The sequence below is a fragment of the Nitrospira sp. Vd2 genome, assembly GCF_979581665.1.
On the sequence record NZ_CEFZSK010000016.1, the window covers coordinates 25,128 to 43,050 of the forward strand.

The window sequence follows — 17,923 nt, forward strand, 5'->3', positions numbered from 1 at the left end:
AGCTACTGTGCGCGCCGTCGTTCGACAAACAATGCCGCGGCCTGGGAACGGCGCGAGACCTGCATCTTTTGAAACACATTACTCAGATAATTCTTCACGGTCTTCTCGCTGAGCCCCAGTTCCAACCCGATTTCCTTGTTGGTTTTTCCGGCTACGACGAGAGCCATGACCCGTTGCTCCTGCGGCGACAGCATGCCACCGTGGACCCCGTCCATGTGAACAGAAATGGCGCGCACACGTTGCAGCATGGATTGCGTGACGGCGGGATCAAGGATCGAATGACCGCTTGCGACAGTCTCCACCGCCTGGATTACACCCTCCTCGTCGGCCTGCTTGAGAAGAAACCCCGAGGCCCCCGCGAGCACGGCGGCCAGCATCGCCTCATCATCGGCAAAAGAAGTGAGAATGAGAACATGAATGTCCGGATGCGCCCCTCGAATGTCGCGGCAAGCCTCTATGCCTGTCCCATCAGGAAGTCGAACGTCCATGAGCACGACGTGCGGCAAGAGCCGGTCCGTTTCAACAATCGCCTCCCGTGCAGTTCCGACGTGACCCACAATTTCGATCCGCGAGTGGCGGCTGAACATCGCCATAAGGCCAAGACGCACGACCTTGTGGTCATCCACGATCAAGAGCCGAATCGCGTCAGTCTTGCCTTTGCTCACTCAGGCCTGCCTTTTCGATATCGACGACGACTCGCGTCCCGCGTCCAGGCGAGGAAAATACGTGTAAGCGGGACTTCATGTCTGCGGCTCGCTGAGCCAGATTTCCCAAGCCGTGACCTCCCGTTCCCACGCCAGCCAGATCAAACCCGCTCCCATTGTCAGACACTTCAAGCCTGACGGAGCCCCGGAGTTGTCGCAGCAACCAGCATCAGGACTCCTGAAGCGCTGCAGCAGCGTTCCCCGGCACGCTGCCGAAGACATTCCATTGTGGCGAATCATAGGGCAGTGATCCCTGGGCACGAAGAAATCTTTTGTCCCTGCCTCAGGGCCAAACGGACTTAGCCAGTCTACGTATCTCTCTATCTGAGGACCAAGGGAGTGAAGGAGTGATTGGCCTTCCGCGTTTCGAGGATATTCAGCAGCGGGAGATCCTTGTGCAACTCACAATGTGCGCGCAATGTCTTCGGAGATGAGGTCGCTCGGTTGCCGCCGGAAGAGGTGGACGTGATCCAGCGTTCAAGAACGGCGTTGAATGCCTCAAGGCACGCCTCGTCGAAGGCCTGCTGACCGGACCGCCGCACGAGTCGAGCAGCGTCCACGATTCCACCCCCATCCGTCAGTAGAGCCGTCGCGGTGGCGACCGAGGCGTTGCTCGGCAGATGACCAACAGTCAAAGCCTGCTCGACGATCGGGGGCGCCCATAACTCCGCCATCCAAGCCGTCAAGATACGGGAAGCTCCTGCGCTCTCTTCGTCCACTTGAGAGACATCCCGCCTTTGCATTGTACGTCGGTCATTTTGTGCGTCCGGCTCATCGGCAACGTCGATCCGAACCAGAGCCCGTTCCTTCGGGACGGCATCCACAGTCATCGCAATCGCCGCAACGCTCTGTACCTGTTCGTGGCTTAGTTCGCCAAAGACCGCTACGCTGTCAATGACCTTGGCTGCCGCAATCGTCACCCTGCCAGCGTTGTCTACGCTCACCCATTGTGAAAGATTCCAGTCACGAAAACGTGAAAATACGCTTATTGTCCGCCCGTCGCTCGTCAGCAAGCGTACATAAAGGCGCCTCGGTTCATCGACTCGTCTCATCAATTCCCTTCCGAACCCAGAGGCCTGCGCCGTCACATGGATGCTGCCCTCGGGGCCTTCCACCCACGTTCCGCCGGCCTGATGGACGGCGTCGAGAAATTGCACAACAGCGCCGTGGTCCAATCGCAAGCGAACAGGCACGCGGACGGTGATCCAGGCTTGTTCCGAGTTGGCAATCTCCGGGTGTCCAGTCTCCAATACCATCCCGAGTGCCAAGCGCTCCAGCAGTCGATTGGCGAGGAGTCGACTATCTGTCGCGGTCTTGCCGGATCCCAATAACTCGACACCGGAGAATGCATGAAGCGTGTGGTCGTAATTTGCACGAGCCGCCGGATCGCGCGGATTCGCGGCCATCGCGCGCTCAAATTCTTCTAAGGCGTCAAAGAGCTTTCCTTGGCGCGCCAGAGTTTCCCCTGTCACATTGGCGTGAATACCCGTCATGTCTGGCTGATAGCTCAAAGCCTGCGGTGTGATTGGATCAGGAAACAGCCGCTTCACGGTCGTCGAAAAAGCCTGCACGACCTCGCCACTGCGGTCCTCGGGCCCCTCCGCGGCGGCGGTGGCCAGCACGATTCCTTGCTCAACACTCAGCACTTGTCCATCGATCCGAAGGATGCCCTGCTGTTGCCTGACGCTGCCCGTAATCAACACCGTCGCACCCACAACTCGACCGATCCGCACCATCGATGTGTCACCCACGCGACCCGACAGCTGGAACGCTTGCTCTTGCAGAATTTCTTCGAGCCGTGCGCGTTGAATCACCAACACCGACGAGCCGGCAAACGCCGCGACCAGCGTATCGGGAATGGCAGCCCGGAGCCACTCGACCTTCGGGTCATGGCTCTGATTCTGAAAGGGGTAAATGGACACAACGAGCGGATCCGGAAATCGGGCCAAAACAGGACTGGATGTCGTGATGATAGCTCCCTGTTCAGGAGGAGTGAGGCGGGAGGCGGCACAACCTGCGATCGCGACGCAGAGCAGGAAGACCAACCGAATCACCCGCGAGGCCGGCACATCACTCGCCGGATCGTGAACCGACGGGGGTCCTGCAGACCATTTGCCATTGAGCAAGGTCAGTCGGCAACTGGCAGGCATGAAGGTATTCGGCATCAACGGTCACCGGAATGTCAGCAATGCCCCCTTCGGCTTGTTCTGCTTCTTGGACGGTGTTCGCGATATGAACAGCCGTCAGCGCGCTGAACGAATGTCCCGCGGACCGCCGAGGTTCATGGTGGAACGCGACCGCCTCGACAATCGTATCACCGAGCCCCCAGATGCCCAAGAGATATCCCCCGACATCGGCATGGGTCGCCCCGAGCACTTTTCGCTCGGCATCCCACTCCGAAAGCGTTTCATTATGCATGAGCGCGAGCGTTTCGGTGTACTTGTCCGGCGCATTGATGGCCAGCACCAACAGGCCCACATCATGTAGAAGACCCGCCGTAAAGGCGTCTTCGATAATACGCTGGTCCGCCCCTTGGCTCTTCACCAGAGTGCGGGCATATCGGGCGGTCGTCATTGCATGGTTCCACAGGACGTCGAGCGAGAAGAAGGATTGCGGCACGCCTTCGAATTGAGAGAAGACCTTCATCGACAGGACGAGCGACTTGATCGTCTCGAGACCAAGCAGCGCCACCGCTTGAGCCGCATTGGAAATCTGCCTCGGCAGACCGTAGAACGGCGAGTTGACGACCTGCAAAATCTTGGTCAGCATACCTAAGTCTTTGGAGACAATGCGACCGATTTTCTCGATCGAGGCATCAGGCGAATGGAGCTCATCCATCACCTCTCGGTACAGCGTGGGAAGACTCGGCAGTGTCTGCATGCCCGAGACGAGTTTCAAGAGTGGCTCGCTGGCCAACAAGTCTCGGACCGCGCATGCGCGGGTGAGCGTCGATTCGAAGAGGGCCGACTCACTCGATTTTGGCAGGCACTGGTGGGCCGAGCCGACCGAGTGCAAGAGCGCTTCCTGATCGGCGCCGTCGGACAGAAGGACCCGCACGACGTGCGGATGCCGATTCCGGACTTCGGAAAGTAGTTGCGCACCATCCATGATCGGCATACGCATGTCGGTCATCACGACATCACAGCGTTGCATCTCGATCGTGTTGAGTGCTTCCTGTCCGGTCGCCACGATAATCGTCTCCCATTGCTGCTGCAGCGGCAGCAGCGCCCGGCGCAGTCGTTCACGCGCACCGGCCTCATCGTCGACCACAACTATTTTTCTCATGAGCCTCCAGCTGATAGCCGTTGTGACGTTCGATCCTTGAACCGTGGCCCTCCACCCGCCCTTATCGGCATACCACAGCCGTCTCTTTACTCTGGAGGAAAGCAGAAGCAGGTTGTTTGTACCGGGACGGGGCGCCGTGATATAGTCCACTCTCCCTCTCGAACAGCATCCAGTGGCGGTGTAGCTCAGTTGGTAGAGCAGCGGACTCATAAGCCGCGTCTCGTTTCTGCCCTTCGCACGCCAATCTCCACATTTCACAAGAGAATCGCGCCGCCCAGCGCGCTTTCCCGTTTCGTGACCTCCGATCTGTTACCGCCCCAACCGACCAGTTCCAGCCTCTTGGTGAACATCTGGTGAACACTTAACGAAGCGAGCCTTCAATGGGCTTTGCTGTCGTTAGCGGACACGGCAGGAGCCGGATACATTTCGGTTCAGTGGGGCACCGTGTTTGAGAGGTCGTCCTCTTCTCCCCTCGCCAAGTTCGCATTCTTCGGTCGCGGCCGATCACCGGGCGCGACAGACGGCCCCCGCCACAAGGCATAAAGTGCGGGGATCACCAGCAGAGTCAGGATGGTTGAGCTCATCATGCCGCCGATCATCGGTGCGGCGATCCGTTTCATGACATCAGCGCCGGTGCCGTGGCTCCACATGATCGGGAGTAAACCAATCAGGATGGCGGAGGCGGTCATCACCTTGGGTCTGACCCGCTGGACGGCTCCCTCGATGATGGCTTCCCGAAGATCGGCCATTGAGCGGAGCCGGCCCTCCCGTTGCCGGCGTTCATAGGCCTCGTCCAGAAAGATGATCATGACGACACCCGTCTCAGCAGCGACACCGGCCAAGGCAATGATGCCCACCCACACCGCCACGCTCAGGTGATAATGGAGGAGGTACAGGAACACGACTGCGCCAACGACTGCGAACGGCACCGACAGGAGCACGATCAGGCTCCTCGTCACCGATTTGAAATTCAGATAGAGCAGCACGAAAATCAGGATGATCGTGATCGGCACCACGACCTTCAGCCGCGCTTTGGCCCGTTCGAGGTACTGGAATTGCCCACCCCAGACGAGCGAATAGCCGGCGGGCAAGGCCACGCGGTCCCGAATCAGTTGCTGTAACTCTTTGACGTAACTCCCTAAATCCCGCCCCGCCACATCGACGAACACAATGCCGGCCAGGGAGCCGTTTTCATCCCGAACCGCGGGAGGGCCAGTGGTCATCGCGATCCGAGCCAGTTGGCCAAGAGGAATCTGAACGCCATTGCGGGCTCCCACGAGCACGCGCCGCAGCGATTCCGGGTCTTCCCGTAGTTCCCGCAGATAGCGCACGTTCACCGGATACCGCTCGCGGCCCTCGACCGTCTGCGTGATATTCTTGCCCCCGATCGCCGTCTCGATGACATCTTCCACGTCCTCGACCGTGAGCCCGTAACGAGCGGCTTCTTCGCGATTGACGTGAACGTCGAGGTAGTAGCCGCCGGTGACGCGCTCCGCGTAAGCGCTGCGAGTGCCCGGGATCCCTTGAAGCAGGCCTTCGATCTCCAGGCCGATTCGCTCGATCTCGGCAAGGTCCGGGCCGAGAATCTTGATGCCGAGATTGCTCCTGATCCCGGTCGCTAGCATTTCCGTTCGGGTCTGAATAGGCATCCACCAGATGTTTGGCATCCCGGGGAATTTGACGATCTTGTCCATCTCGGCAATCAGCGAGTCCCACGTGACCCCAGGCCGCCACTGCTCCTCCGGCTTGAGGGTCATCACCGTCTCGGCCATGCTCAAATGCGCTGGATCGGTCGGAGTCCTCGCGCGGCCGATCTTGCCAAAGACATGATCGACCTCCGGGAACTGCTTCAGGAGCTGATCTTGTCGCTGAAGGAGTTGGCCCGCCTCGGTCACGGAAATGCCTGGCAAAGCGGTCGGCATGTAGAGAATTGTGCCTTCGTTGAGCGGGGGCATGAATTCGGATCCCAGCTTTCCGTACAACGGAACGGAGATCGCCACCGCCGCAATGGCCAGCGTCACGACCAGCCAGCGCGCGCGCAAGGCGCCAGCTACCAGCGGTCGGTAGAGCCAGATCAATATTCGGTTGATGGGATTCCTCCCCTCCGGTGCGATCCTTCCTCGGATGAGCCAGACCATCAAGAGCGGCGCCAGGGTAATCGACACGAATGCCGCAAACAACATCGCCGCGCTTTTCGTAAAGGCCAACGGCCGGAAGAGGCGTCCCTCCTGGGCTTCCAGCGTGAAGACCGGTAGGAAGGAGATCGTGATGACCAGCAACGAAAAGAAGAGCGGCTTGCCGACTTCCTGTGCCGCGCGGACGATCACCGCGGTCCGAGAGCCGGGCTGTCCAGAGCGCTCCCACTGCTCCAGACGCTTATGGGCGTTCTCGACCATCACGATGACCGCATCCACCATGGCCCCGATGGCGATCGCGATGCCGGCCAGAGACATGATATTGGATGTGATCCCCAGATAGTACATCGCGAGGAACGAGAGCAGGATCGCGACCGGTAAGGTCAGGATCGCGACGAGTGCGGAGCGAACATGAAACAGAAACACCAGGCTGATCACGCTGACGACAAGGCTGATCTCGATCAGCTTCTCCTTTAGGGTGGCAATGGCCCGCAGGATCAGCTCGGAGCGATCGTACACCGGGATGATCTGAATCCCCTTCGGCAGAGACGGTGTGATCTCCGTGATCTTGGCCTTCACGCGGTCGATCACCGCAAGCGCATTCTCGCCGTAGCGCATGACCACGATGCCACCCACCGTCTCCCCTTGGCCGTCCAGCTCGGCGATGCCGCGACGAAGATCGGGACCGATGGTCACACGGGCCACGTCCTGCACCATGATCGGGGTGCCTTGCCGGTCGGTTCCCAGCGGAACATGTCGGATGTCGTCCAATGACCGGATATAGCCTCTCCCCCGCACCATGTATTCCCGCTCACTCGCTTCGATGACGCGTCCCCCGACGTCGTTGTTGCTGCGTCGGATGGCCTCGATGACTGCCTTGAGCGGGATGTGATAGCCGAGGAGCTTGTTGGGATCGACCTGCACCTGGTACTGCTTCACGAATCCGCCGATCGACGCCACCTCGGCCACTCCTGGGACACTCTGAAGCCAGTACCGCAAGTACCAATCCTGAACACTGCGGAGCTCGGCGAGATCGTGCTGCCCGGATGTGTCCAGCAGTGCGTATTGGAAGACCCAGCCAACCCCGGTCGCATCGGGACCCAGCGTGGGCGAGACACCCTCCGGCAACTTGCCAGCTACGCCCTGCATGTATTCCACCACCCGGCTCCGGGCCCAGTACATATCGGTGCCGTCCTCGAAGATGATGTACACGAACGAGAGGCCGAGGAAGGACTGCCCCCGGACGGACTTGATCCGTGGCGTGCCCAACATGGATGTGACAATGGGATAGGTGATTTGATCTTCAACCAGGTCCGGGCTGCGGCCGGGCCACTCGGTGAAGACGATCACTTGGACATCCGAGAGATCGGGGATGGCATCCAGCGGAGTCTTGTAGACGGCCCAGAGCCCCCAGCCCATGAGAAAAAGGGTCGCCAGGAACACCAAGAAAGTATTCCGGGTACTCCACTCGATCACGCGTTCGATCATCGTGTACTCACGCTAAGAGTCATCCTCGTCCTTTCCGACCGTCGTGACGTTCTACCCTCCTTGGCACGTCTTCATGGAGACCGGTCCTGAAACCATTGGCGATCCATCGCTTCAGAGGACAAGGGAACAAACAATCGTCCCCCCGGAGGAATATCACGAACGATTAGAATCGCTGTTGTCATCCGCAGCCTTACTGTTGCGATGGCTTCATCGCCTCCCGATGGGCCCGTGCCATGACCTCTGCTTCCTCGGCCGCCTTTGTGTAGATTGCAGCAAGGCTATGGCAATGCTGCACCATGTCTATTTTTGAGGAGACGACCCCTCGGGTACTAGGGCCGGGGTTCTTTTGATACTCCTCGGCCATCACAATCATGTCCTTCGCACGTTGCCGGAGATGGGCCGGCTCCTTCACATACCACGCTTCCAGCCCTGCGTGGTCATTCTTGGCAACAAGGTCTTGGGGCGGGCTCGCGATGACCGCGCATGCCACTCCCACCATCATCAGAGCCACGACAACACCTCTCAGCCGTTCCGTCTCTGTGTCATGATTCCCTCCCTTTCTCATAATCGTCCTCGTGGACCCTTACTCGTTCACAATCACATATTCGGCCCGGTTCATTCTTTAGACCTCTTAAACGTCCTCAGTGGTACGAAAGCAGAATTGGCGGCCTCAAGAAAACCCTGTGCCCTTCACATCCCTGGCATCCCGCCTCCAGCGGTCACCGCAAAGCTTTCTTTGATTTCAGGCTGCCCCGCACGCTGGATTGTCACCGTGAGATCCCACTGGCCTCCCATCCCCAGATTCGCCTTGGCCTCGTACATGCCGTCCTTCCCGAGCGCCATGGGAATTGTGGCTGGGAGCATCCCCGGCATCGGCATGGTATATGTGAGCAGGACCTTCACATTGGACACCAGCCTTCCGGTCTCGTCCGTCAGCTTCACCCGAATCCGGTTCTCCCCGATCCGCGGCGCCGCGGGCTCAGTCGAGAGCACCAGCATGAGCCCGCCTGTTTTCTTTTCCTGCTTGGCCCCGGCAACGGACTTCGCCTGCTGCGTCTGAGGAGCCCCCATCTCCATGCCGCCCATGTCCATCTCGCCCATCTGCGCCTGTTCCATCCTGATCCCGCCCATGCCCAAGGCGCCCATCATGTTCGTGGCGGCCATCAGCTTGCTTTCCGAGTCAATCAAGAAATTGCCCGACGTCACCACACGGTCGCCCTCGGTGACGCCTTCACGGACTTCATAATAGGACCCGATCTTGGGGCCGAGCTTCACCGCTCGGGGCTCAAACAATCCTTCTCCTCGAACGACAAAGACGAGGGTCCGTGTGCCGGAATCGAGCACGGCCTGCTCCGGAATCGCCACCTTGCTCCCGCGATCCACGTTGACAAGCACATCCCCATACATGTCCGGCTTGATCCGGATGTCCGGATTCGGCAGGTCCAGCCGGACCTTGACGGTCCTCGCCTCCTTGTTCAGATAGGGATAGATGTAGGACACTCGGCCGTGGAACTGTTCCCCGGGGTATGAGGCGAAGGTTACCGTGGCCGGCTGTCCCATTTGTACGAATGGCACCTCGTACTCGTAAATTTCGGCATTGATCCAGACCATGGACAGATCCGCGATCGTGTACAGCGTCATCTCCGGCTGCACAAACAACCCCTTGAACACTTTCTTGTCGATCACATACCCTCGGATTGGCGAATAGATCGTGACATACGTTTGCGCCTTGCCTCGTCTTGCGAGTTCGCTGATCTGGTCGTCCGTGAGGGTCCACAGCCGCAGGCGGTCGCGCGCGGCCTCCACCATCTGGTCTGCCTGCTGTCGAACTTCCGGGATCGGGCTCTCTTTCACTTTGTCTCGCGCCCGTAGCGCAAGCAGGTACTCGTCCTGTGTGGCCACGAGATCCGGGCTGTACAAGGTGAACAAGGGTTGGCCTTTCCGGACCACCTGCCCGGTGTAATCCACAAATAAATCCTCGACCCATCCCGAGATCCGCAGATTGACATAGGCGATGCGTTGCTCATCATAGTCCACCCTGCCGACCGCGCGGACGACGGTCTCCACCGGCCGCTTCTCCACGACCGAGGTTTTCACGCCAATCAACTGCTGCTTCAGCGGGGCCACCATGGCGTAGGCTTGCGCCGGGCCCGTATCCTGGCTGGGCGCCATTGAGTGCCCCTGCATCCGGCGTCTCTCCTGATCCACGGGAGGGCTCGTGCTGGTCGGGGTCTCCTCCGGCCCTGGGGATTGCTGTGGCTCCCGTCCCATCATCAACCAGGCTCCAATGGCCAGCAGGACGATTCCCGCTCCGATCGCGATCCGGTGGGTGCGGCCTCGAGTCAACGTGCGCGTGAACATTTTCTCTCCCTCCTTACAATTCCTTGCCCACCACCTGCTCCAGTTCGGCTAGGCGGGCCTCCCGCTCAACGAGCGCCTTGTAGTACGCAAGCTGAAAGTCCCGCAGAGCCCGCTCGGATTCGATCAGGTTCAGAAAATCGGTGCGGCCGGTTCGATAGCCTGCGCGCGCCGAGGCGAGACTTTCCTCCGCCTGTGGCAGCACCGTGGTTCGATACAGCACGGCGACTTCCCAACTGGCTCGTACCTTCGCAAGCACGTCTCGAATCTGGAATCGCGTCAGGTTCTCCAATGTCTGAAGGTCCGCGCGCGCGGCGGCGACCGCCGCCGACGCCTCCTGCACGCCGGCGTCGTATTTCGGCTTGGTCCAAAAGGCGAACGGGAGGTTCATGGCCATCACGGCGCCGAATCCGTCAGTGGCCTGAAAGTTCTGGAACCGTTGCACCGCCACGGTGATATCCGGGTAGTACTGGCGGCGCGCAAGGGCGTGGGCCTGCTCGTTCCGCCGGATCGCCAAGCCGGCAGCTTTCACTTCCGGCCTGGCGTCGGCTGCCAGCCGGAACAGCTCATCGAGGTCCGTATCGAACCGCTCCACACGGGGCTCCTGCGGAAGGCCCAGCGGCGACCGAGGGTCTCGATTCAGCAGCGTGTTGACGTTGGCCTGCGCCGTCTCGCGACGCTGGTCCAGCACCGGCAGCTGCTGGTGAAGCGTGGAGAGTTCCACCTGGGCCTTGAGCACATCCACCTGATTCCCTTTTCCCGTGCGAAATTTCGCGACGGCAATCTCAAGAAATTGGGTCAGGAGGTCGATTTGCTCGTGATGGATCTGGATCGCCTTGTGGGCGAGGAACAGGTCGTAGTAGGCCTGCTTGAGACGAGCAATGAGTTCGCGCTCCTTCGCGCGCAACGCTTGCTCAGTCATCTCGGCCGACCGAGTGGCAATGCCTTCTTTCAGAGTGAGCTTTCCGGGGAAAGGGAATTTTTGCGAGAGGCCGATAATGGTGTTCGCGGATTGCCCAAGGTTGAAGGATTCAGGCGCGTTCCACCACTGGACCGACAGAGTCGGATCGTCCAGCGAGCGCGCTTGCGCGATCCGTTTCGAAGCCGCTTCCCATTGCTGGCGGGCCGCCTGGAGTTCCGGATTCTGCGCCAGCGCTTCTGTAATCAACCCCGATAGTTCCAATGGCTTCGGTGCGAACTGATCTTGGGCAAAGGTCAAACTGGCAAGGCCCAGGCTTGCAGTCATGGTTATCAAGCACGTCGATCGCACTTTCCATGTCATATTCATCATGGTCTCCTCCACGATTTCTCCCTTCCGACCGCAAACCCCGTTCAGCGTGCGCGCAGCGGGCCGCTGACGAAGTAAGCCAGCCGAAGGGAGCTATGAGAGAAAGGCTGTCGAAGAGAAACGTGGAGGGATCAGATGCGAAGAACCATGGTTCTGATCAGGTCGTCCTGTGGGGGTCTGAGTGCCGGATATCCCTCAATGAAGGGAGTGCTGCTGGAAAGGCTCATCAGCCAGGTGTGCGGAACGGCCTCGGCTGGAGATACTAACTGGATATCAGCAGAAGGATGGAAGTCGGAAGCAGTTTGGAGGCCAAGCGTGGTGAACGAGTCGCAAAACTGGCGGACCGGTTGGTCCTGCGGCTCAGCGCAGCTGCCACCCATGGCCGTCTGCGGAACACCAAACAGTGGCAACAGGCACGCATTCGCGTTGAAGCTGAAGATCAGCAACAGCAGAACCAAGGTCCCTGCGAAGATTACACGCACACGCCGCATACGTTACCTCTGGAATGTGTTCTTTACACTACGCTCGGCTTTGACCGGTGTCAACCTGGTGCAAAAATACGGCGAAAAAGGGCTGGACGGTCTCATGGAACTAGGCTCCTTGGCAATCGATGCCTACATCAATTCCGCCTAGCGAACCAGATCAGGTCGGATATCAAAGAGACAGCGAATTTCGACGGAGGGTGAAGCCCAGGCTGCTCACCTTTTGCGCGATGCGTTGCACTCAACATCGATAGCACTTGCAAATTGTGAGTGGCCTTCGGAAGAAGTTCTGCATCCAGCCGAAGAATCTTTCAAGATACTCCCATACGTCTTGCCGCCTTGGAACGCCTAGTGCCCATGCCCATCAGAACCAGGCATGGGGATCTCTTTTTCGGGCACCGTCACATGGCTCAGCGCAGGCGAATTCCAGATGACCTTGTTTCCGGGTGCCAGATTTGCGGCCTTGATGAAATGAGCCAGCTCGGGGGCTGCTGCGATCGCCGCCTCGAAATGTTGCTTCGCGCTGTCCCACTGCCCATGCTCATAGGCATGAATGCCTTCATTAATCCGCGTCATCCAGCGGCGAGCCTACGGCCTACGCGACGAAGAGTATCTGTGCCTCAAGATTCTCACCTGCATGCTCCCGCAAATCTAAAACCATCAAAAATCACCCACTAAAAATGCAGAAGAGCCAGAAAAGGTAACGCTTTCCGAGCGTCACTCCATTTGAAGCCGTATCTCGTATTAATTATTAAGGGCCACTCTTGTCCAAAAACAGCGTATGACGTTGGGTCATCCGAAGGTGTAGGGTGTTGGTGAATCACCAAACTCACCAGCCTCTCACCGAAGGAGACCCAACGTGAACGCATCATGCAGCCTGTTCAGCCAGATACTCAAGCTCATCCCGCGCACCGACTTCGAGCGCATCGTCAAGGAAACGGGGGCCGAATATCGCAGTAAGGGCTTGTCGAGCTGGAGTCAGTTTGTCGGCATGCTGTTCTGCCAGCTTGGGAAATCGAAGGCGGACTGAAGAGCTGCGAGGACAAGCTGGTGCACTTGGGCATCGAAGCCCCGGCGCGCTCGTCGCTGTCCTACGCCAACGAGCACCGGCCCTGGCAGTTGTTTGAGCAGGTCTTCTACGGACTGTTCAAGATCGTGGCGGCCAAAGCCGTGGGCAAGAAGAAATTCCGTTTCAAGAACAAGCTGGTCAGCCTCGACTCGACCGTGATCGACCTGTGCCGGTCGCTGTATGATTGGGCGAAGTACCGTCGCACTAACGGGGCCGTGAAGCTGCACCTGGTGCTCGACCACGACGGCTATCTGCCGTGCTTCGGCCTGGTCACTGATGGCAAAGTCGCCGACGTCAAGGCCGCCTGGCAAATAGCCTTCGCGCCCGGCACCATTGTGGTTGATGACCGGGGCTACAACGACTACCGGCTGTTCGCCGAATGGACGGAGGCCGGCGTCTCTTTCGTCACCCGCATGAAAGACAACGCCCTGTTCGAGATGGTCGAGGACCACGCGGTGCCGCAGCATCGGAACATCGTCAAGGATCAAACCATCCGCTTGACCGGCACAGGTGCCCAAGACAAGTGTCCGCATCTGCTGCGCCGGGTTGAGACGATCCGCGAGGACACGGGTGACACCCTGGTGTTTCTCACCAATCATCACGGCCTCGGCGCGTCCACCATTGCCGCCATCTACAAGGATCGCTGGCAAATCGAGCTGTTCTTCAAGGCGCTCAAGCAGAACCTGAAGATCAAGACCTTCGTCGGCACGTCGGCGAATGCGGTCAAGACTCAGATTTGGACCGCATTGATCTCGATGTTGCTCTTGCGTTATCTGCAACGGTCCTCCCGTTTCGGCTGGAGCCTCGCCAACCTGGTGGCGCTGCTGCGCATGACTCTCTTTACCCACCGCGATCTGATGGCCTGGCTCGACGAACCGTTCACCACACCACCTCATCAACAGGACCACTCCCAAGCCCTCTTGGCCTTCGCCTGATCTTGGACAGCATCCGGAGGCACGACCGTGAAAACCCGTCATCACCCGTCCGAACCCCGCATCAAATCACGTGAGCTTCTACCGGTCTCGGCTATCTTGGACAGCAGTGATTAAATTCGCGAAGACTCGTTAATAGTGTTCGCGCACGGAAATAAGTTAGAATAGGCGGGAAACGAGGCTATCGCTTCACAGCAACAGGGACATTTGATCGACTATTGTCAGGCGTGAAGGTTGTCAACAAAAGTGGTGGAGGGCAGGGGATTTGAACCCCCGACCCCAACGTTGCGAACGTTGTGCTCTCCCAACTGAGCTAGCCCCCCACCTGGATTGGCGCGACCTTCACCCGGCTTTAAACCCTCCGGCAGTGACGCGCCAGATACACGGCCATGTCACCAAACGCCGGAAGTGGTGTCGCTTCGCGATAGCCACCTTATAGCGCGTGTCGCTCGGCTACATCTACCCTTGGGTGTCAGCGCGTCGCGCACCCGCCTGGTCACCTTCGAGGAACCTAAAATGATAACGACGGGCACCGTGTTGATCCCGCGGGAAAAGGCTGCGCGGAATTGCGCAGCGCACGCCGCGGAGGAGACGGGGAGGAAGCACGGCGCCCGTCATGCACGCGCATTATACACGACGTACCCTCAGGTCTCCACTGTCCTCCAGATCGCGATCGAACACCATGTCGCCGATCCGTTCGTCGAGAATCCGGTTGAACCGAGGACGGAGGATCAGATCGAACACGTCGCCTTTTTCGGGAAACCAGTGGAGGATCTGTACCCGCGCTTCGTAGATCAAGCGCCGGGCACCTTCGAAGGTCAGCGGACGGCTGCGGAGCGCATGACAGGTGGCGTCGACATACGCCTGCAGGTTCTCCATTCTCGCCTGCTCTGTCTCTGCCTCACTGTTCAGGTCACGCACGCACTTCTCCGGCCGATTCTTCCTCGAGAAGACGAACTCGTCGGCCCTCGACGCGAAGGCGTCCCTCGGCGAACCACTGAACGGCTTGCGGGTAGATCCGGTGTTCCTCTTCGAGAATGCGCGCCGCCAAGGTTTCCGGCGTATCGCCTTCGGCGACTGGCACGGCGGCCTGGACAATGATCGGCCCTTCGTCCACACCTTCGGTGACGAAATGAACGGTGCACCCGGCGATCTTCACTCCCCACTCCAACGCCTGCTTCTGCGCGTCGAGCCCGGGGAAGGCCGGGAGCAATGAAGGATGGATGTTCATCATCCGATTCCGGTACGCCTCGATCAACGTGTTCGTCACGATTTTCATGTACCCGGCGAGCAGCACCAACTCCACGTCATGCTTGCGCAGCACCTCGAGCACCGCCCGATCGTACGCCTCTCGACCGTTCGGCTGCCCGGCGTACGGCTTGGGATCGAGAAAGACATCTGGAATCCCGTGGCGTCGCGCACGTTCGAGTGCCGGCGCGTCCTTCTTGTTGCTGATCACGGCCGCAATGCGGGCGTGCAGCCGTCCCCCTTCGATCGCATCGATGATCGTTTGCAGGTTCGATCCTCGCCCTGACGCCAGTATACCGAGCGCGAGCTTATCGCCCCGAATCGCTGCCGACATATTCAACCTGCGGTTCCCCCTCGGCCGAAAAGACTTCCCCGATGATGGTCGCTTTCTCACCGAGCGCTGAGAATTTTGCCGCCACCGAATCGGCCACCGCCGGCGCCACGACGAGCGCGAGACCAATCCCCATGTTGAAGACCCGGAACATCTCGTCGTCCTCGACGCGCCCCATTTTCTTGATCAATCGAAAGATCGGCGGGATCGGCCAACGTCCCCGGTGGATCCGGGCGCGACACCCATTCGGGAGGATCCTCGGGAGATTCTCCGTCAACCCGCCGCCCGTAATGTGGGCAATCCCCTTGACCGGATGATCGGTGATGACGGCAAGGAGTTGCCGCGCATAGATGCGGGTCGGCGTCAGCAGCTCTTCTCCGACGGAACGATCAAGGTCCGAGACGCGGCTGTCCACGGTGAGGCGGGCCTCCTCGAACAGGATTCGCCGAACCAAGGAATAGCCATTGCTGTGCAATCCGCTCGACGCGACCCCGATCACCGCGTCTCCGGCGGCAATCTCACGGCCGTCGATGATCTTCGGCCGGTCCACCACGCCCACTGCAAATCCCGCAAGATCGTACTCCCCCTCCGGATAGAAGGACGGCATCTCCGCCGTTTCACCGCCGATCAACGCGCACCCGGCTTGGCGGCATCCGTCGGCGATCCCTTTGATGACCGACTCCGCCGTGCCGACGGATAGTTTGCCGGTGGCGAAATAATCGAGAAAGAAAAGCGGTTCCGCGCCGCTGACGATGATGTCGTTCACGCACATGGCGACCAGATCGATGCCGACCGTATCGTGTCGGCCGGTCATGAAGGCAATCTTCAATTTGGTTCCGACGCCGTCTGTGCCGGAGACGAGGACAGGATCGGTATACCGTGAGGCCGGAAAGCGAAAGAGACCGCCGAAGCCGCCGAGATCGGTCAGCACCTCCGGACGGAACGTCGTGCGGACCAGCGGGGTGATCCGGCGCACGAGTTCATCGCCCGCATCGATGTCGACGCCGGCCTGCCGATAGGTAGTCATGCGGCGGAAGTGTCGTGTCTGGTATGCCGGCCGATGAGCATGGGAGAGGGATGATACAGAAGCGGCAAGCAGCGGTCAATGAAGGTGCTCGCGATAGGGCCGCGTTCGTGTCGAGACTTCTTCCTGATGTTCCAGACGACCGGCCAAGTCTATGAGGCAGAGGCGGCGCTCAGCCCTCGGGGCGAAGTTCGATGTTCAGCAGTTTGATCTTCCGGTGCAAGTGGCTGCGTTCGATCTGAAGATCGTCGGCGGTGCGGGAGACGTTCCAATTGTGTTCGCGCAACTTGCGGCCGATGTATTCGCGCTCGAAGGCGTTGCGTGCATCGCGGAGCGACTCGTACTGTTTGCCGGCGAGCGATGCTAGGCTGGTCGAGGAAACGACCGTTGGCGCCGGCGCGATCTGAGCCGTTGCGGAGCGAGGCTGCAGAAACATCGCGGCATGCGCGGCTTCCACGATGTTGCCCGGCACCATGATCATCAGCCGCTCGATCAAATTCCGTAGCTCACGGATATTGCCGGGCCAATCGTATTGCTTCAGCACCTCCATCGCTTCCGGCGTGACGTCTTTGACCTTGAGCCCCTGCTCCTCGGCATGAATCTGAATGAAATGACGGGCGAGTATCGGGATATCTTCGCGCCGCTCCCGCAACGGCGGCACGTCGATCGGCAACACGTTCAAGCGGTAGAAGAGGTCGTCCCGAAAGTGGCCCTTTTCGATCTCCTGCGCGAGGTTCTTGTTGGAGGCGGCGATGACCCGCACATCGACCTTGATCACTTTGGTGCCGCCTACCCGCATGAATTGCTGTTCCTGCAACACGCGAAGCACTTTGGCTTGGGTGTTGAGGCTCATATCGCCGATCTCGTCGAGAAACAGCGTGCCGCCGTCGGCCTGTTCGAACTGGCCCCGCTTCTGCACCGTCGCGCCCGTGAACGCCCCCCGCTCGTGGCCCAGCAACTCGCTTTCGATCAAATTTTCGGGGATGGCGGCACAGTTCACGGCGATGAACGGACGATCGCGCCGCGGGCTCGCCATGTGAATCGCCCGAGCCACCAGTTCTTTGCCCGTCCCGTTTTCGCCGGAGATCAGCACCCGCCCGCTGGTCGGACCGGCCGTCGCGATGAGCTGCCGGAGCCGCTGCATCGCGGGAGACGTGCCTACCAGCTCGAAGCGACGTTCCACCCGCGTCCGCAAATGGAGGTTCTCTTCCTCCAAACGCCGCTGATCCAACGCATGCCGCACGCGAAGGGTGACGTTTTCGAGCGAGAGCGGCTTTTCAATGAAGTCATATGCGCCGAGCTTGATCGCCTTGACCGCTGTCTCGATCGAGCCGTGCCCCGACATCATGACGACGAGCAACTTCGGCATCTGCTCGCGCGCGCGCCTCAACGTCTCGAGGCCATCCATCTCGGGCATCCAGATATCGAGCAGCACGAGGTCGGGCGGCTCGGCGGCAATGGCCTTGAGCGCTTCCGCCCCGCTCTTGGCGACCATGACGTGATAGCCCTCATCCTCCAGGATGGGACTCAACGCATTGAGGATCGCCACTTCGTCATCGACGATGAGAATGGACTCCAT

15 protein-coding genes and 1 tRNA gene are annotated in these 17,923 nt (G+C 59.7%); 2 read left to right on the forward strand and 14 right to left on the reverse strand.

What is annotated here, in order from left to right; translation table 11 throughout:
* Positions 1-2: 2 nt before the first annotated feature.
* The 9 genes from AC1U7K_RS08185 to AC1U7K_RS08225 form a co-directional block, all read right to left on the reverse strand.
* On the reverse strand, positions 3-665 hold the full coding sequence (locus AC1U7K_RS08185; protein ID WP_480250618.1) for a response regulator transcription factor: 663 nt from the start codon (positions 663-665) through the stop codon (positions 3-5).
* Positions 666-1,024: 359 nt separating this feature from the next.
* A complete protein-coding gene (locus tag AC1U7K_RS08190; RefSeq protein WP_480250619.1) occupies positions 1,025-2,653 on the reverse strand; it encodes a CsgG/HfaB family protein in 1,629 nt (542 codons plus the stop codon).
* 121 nt (positions 2,654-2,774) lie between these two features.
* The gene (locus tag AC1U7K_RS08195; RefSeq protein ID WP_480250621.1) at positions 2,775-3,989 is read right to left on the reverse strand and encodes an HDOD domain-containing protein; all 1,215 of its coding nucleotides are present in this window, start codon (positions 3,987-3,989) and stop codon (positions 2,775-2,777) included.
* Between the two features lie 431 nt (positions 3,990-4,420).
* Positions 4,421-7,612, reverse strand: a complete 3,192-nt coding sequence (locus AC1U7K_RS08200; RefSeq protein WP_480250623.1) for an efflux RND transporter permease subunit — start codon at positions 7,610-7,612, stop codon at positions 4,421-4,423.
* Between the two features lie 190 nt (positions 7,613-7,802).
* Positions 7,803-8,123 (reverse strand): hypothetical protein, encoded by a 321-nt coding sequence (locus AC1U7K_RS08205; protein WP_480250624.1) that lies wholly within the window; start codon positions 8,121-8,123, stop codon positions 7,803-7,805.
* A 179-nt stretch (positions 8,124-8,302) separates the two neighbouring features.
* Positions 8,303-9,973, reverse strand: a complete 1,671-nt coding sequence (locus AC1U7K_RS08210; protein ID WP_480250626.1) for an efflux RND transporter periplasmic adaptor subunit — start codon at positions 9,971-9,973, stop codon at positions 8,303-8,305.
* Between the two features lie 13 nt (positions 9,974-9,986).
* Complete coding sequence (locus tag AC1U7K_RS08215) at positions 9,987-11,216, reverse strand: TolC family protein (protein WP_480250627.1); 1,230 nt, start codon at positions 11,214-11,216, stop codon at positions 9,987-9,989.
* A gap of 173 nt (positions 11,217-11,389) precedes the next feature.
* Positions 11,390-11,716: a hypothetical protein gene (locus AC1U7K_RS08220; RefSeq protein WP_480250628.1), complete on the reverse strand. Its 327-nt coding sequence runs from the start codon at positions 11,714-11,716 to the stop codon at positions 11,390-11,392.
* Between the two features lie 372 nt (positions 11,717-12,088).
* On the reverse strand, positions 12,089-12,316 hold the full coding sequence (locus AC1U7K_RS08225) for a hypothetical protein (protein ID WP_480250629.1): 228 nt from the start codon (positions 12,314-12,316) through the stop codon (positions 12,089-12,091).
* Positions 12,317-12,599: 283 nt separating this feature from the next.
* Between AC1U7K_RS08225 and AC1U7K_RS08230 the strand changes: the two genes are divergently transcribed.
* Positions 12,600-12,770 (forward strand): DUF4372 domain-containing protein, encoded by a 171-nt coding sequence (locus AC1U7K_RS08230; RefSeq protein WP_480250630.1) that lies wholly within the window; start codon positions 12,600-12,602, stop codon positions 12,768-12,770.
* Positions 12,771-12,796: 26 nt separating this feature from the next.
* Positions 12,797-13,744 (forward strand): IS4 family transposase, encoded by a 948-nt coding sequence (locus AC1U7K_RS08235; RefSeq protein ID WP_480250631.1) that lies wholly within the window; start codon positions 12,797-12,799, stop codon positions 13,742-13,744.
* A 244-nt stretch (positions 13,745-13,988) separates the two neighbouring features.
* Here AC1U7K_RS08235 and AC1U7K_RS08240 read toward each other — a convergent pair.
* The 5 genes from AC1U7K_RS08240 to AC1U7K_RS08260 all read right to left on the reverse strand — a co-directional run bounded on the left by AC1U7K_RS08240 (position 13,989) and on the right by AC1U7K_RS08260 (position 17,923).
* Positions 13,989-14,064 (reverse strand) — tRNA-Ala (locus AC1U7K_RS08240).
* A 304-nt stretch (positions 14,065-14,368) separates the two neighbouring features.
* Entirely contained in the window at positions 14,369-14,620 is a 252-nt protein-coding gene (locus tag AC1U7K_RS08245) for a hypothetical protein (RefSeq protein ID WP_480250632.1), read from the reverse strand.
* A 34-nt stretch (positions 14,621-14,654) separates the two neighbouring features.
* Positions 14,655-15,323, reverse strand: a complete 669-nt coding sequence (gene purN / locus AC1U7K_RS08250; protein WP_480250633.1) for a phosphoribosylglycinamide formyltransferase — start codon at positions 15,321-15,323, stop codon at positions 14,655-14,657.
* Positions 15,298-16,347, reverse strand: a complete 1,050-nt coding sequence (purM, locus tag AC1U7K_RS08255; protein WP_480250634.1) for a phosphoribosylformylglycinamidine cyclo-ligase — start codon at positions 16,345-16,347, stop codon at positions 15,298-15,300. Before purM ends, purN begins: the two co-directional genes overlap by 26 nt.
* Before the next feature lie 169 nt (positions 16,348-16,516).
* Complete coding sequence (locus AC1U7K_RS08260; RefSeq protein ID WP_480250635.1) at positions 16,517-17,923, reverse strand: sigma-54-dependent transcriptional regulator; 1,407 nt, start codon at positions 17,921-17,923, stop codon at positions 16,517-16,519.

What these genes read in the sequence shown, in the direction of transcription:
- AC1U7K_RS08200 (WP_480250623.1), bottom strand. Translation starts at nt 7,612, where the DNA reads ATGATCGAACGCGTGATCGAGTGGAGTACCCGGAATACTTTCTTGGTG.
- AC1U7K_RS08225 (WP_480250629.1), bottom strand. Translation starts at nt 12,316, where the DNA reads ATGACGCGGATTAATGAAGGCATTCATGCCTATGAGCATGGGCAGTGG.
- AC1U7K_RS08215 (WP_480250627.1), bottom strand. Translation starts at nt 11,216, where the DNA reads ATGACTGCAAGCCTGGGCCTTGCCAGTTTGACCTTTGCCCAAGATCAG.
- AC1U7K_RS08245 (WP_480250632.1), bottom strand. Translation starts at nt 14,620, where the DNA reads ATGGAGAACCTGCAGGCGTATGTCGACGCCACCTGTCATGCGCTCCGC.
- AC1U7K_RS08195 (WP_480250621.1), bottom strand. Translation starts at nt 3,989, where the DNA reads ATGAGAAAAATAGTTGTGGTCGACGATGAGGCCGGTGCGCGTGAACGA.
- AC1U7K_RS08210 (WP_480250626.1), bottom strand. Translation starts at nt 9,973, where the DNA reads ATGTTCACGCGCACGTTGACTCGAGGCCGCACCCACCGGATCGCGATC.
- purM (WP_480250634.1), bottom strand. Translation starts at nt 16,347, where the DNA reads ATGACTACCTATCGGCAGGCCGGCGTCGACATCGATGCGGGCGATGAA.
- AC1U7K_RS08260 (WP_480250635.1), bottom strand. Translation starts at nt 17,923, where the DNA reads ATGGAGTCCATTCTCATCGTCGATGACGAAGTGGCGATCCTCAATGCG.
- purN (WP_480250633.1), bottom strand. Translation starts at nt 15,323, where the DNA reads ATGTCGGCAGCGATTCGGGGCGATAAGCTCGCGCTCGGTATACTGGCG.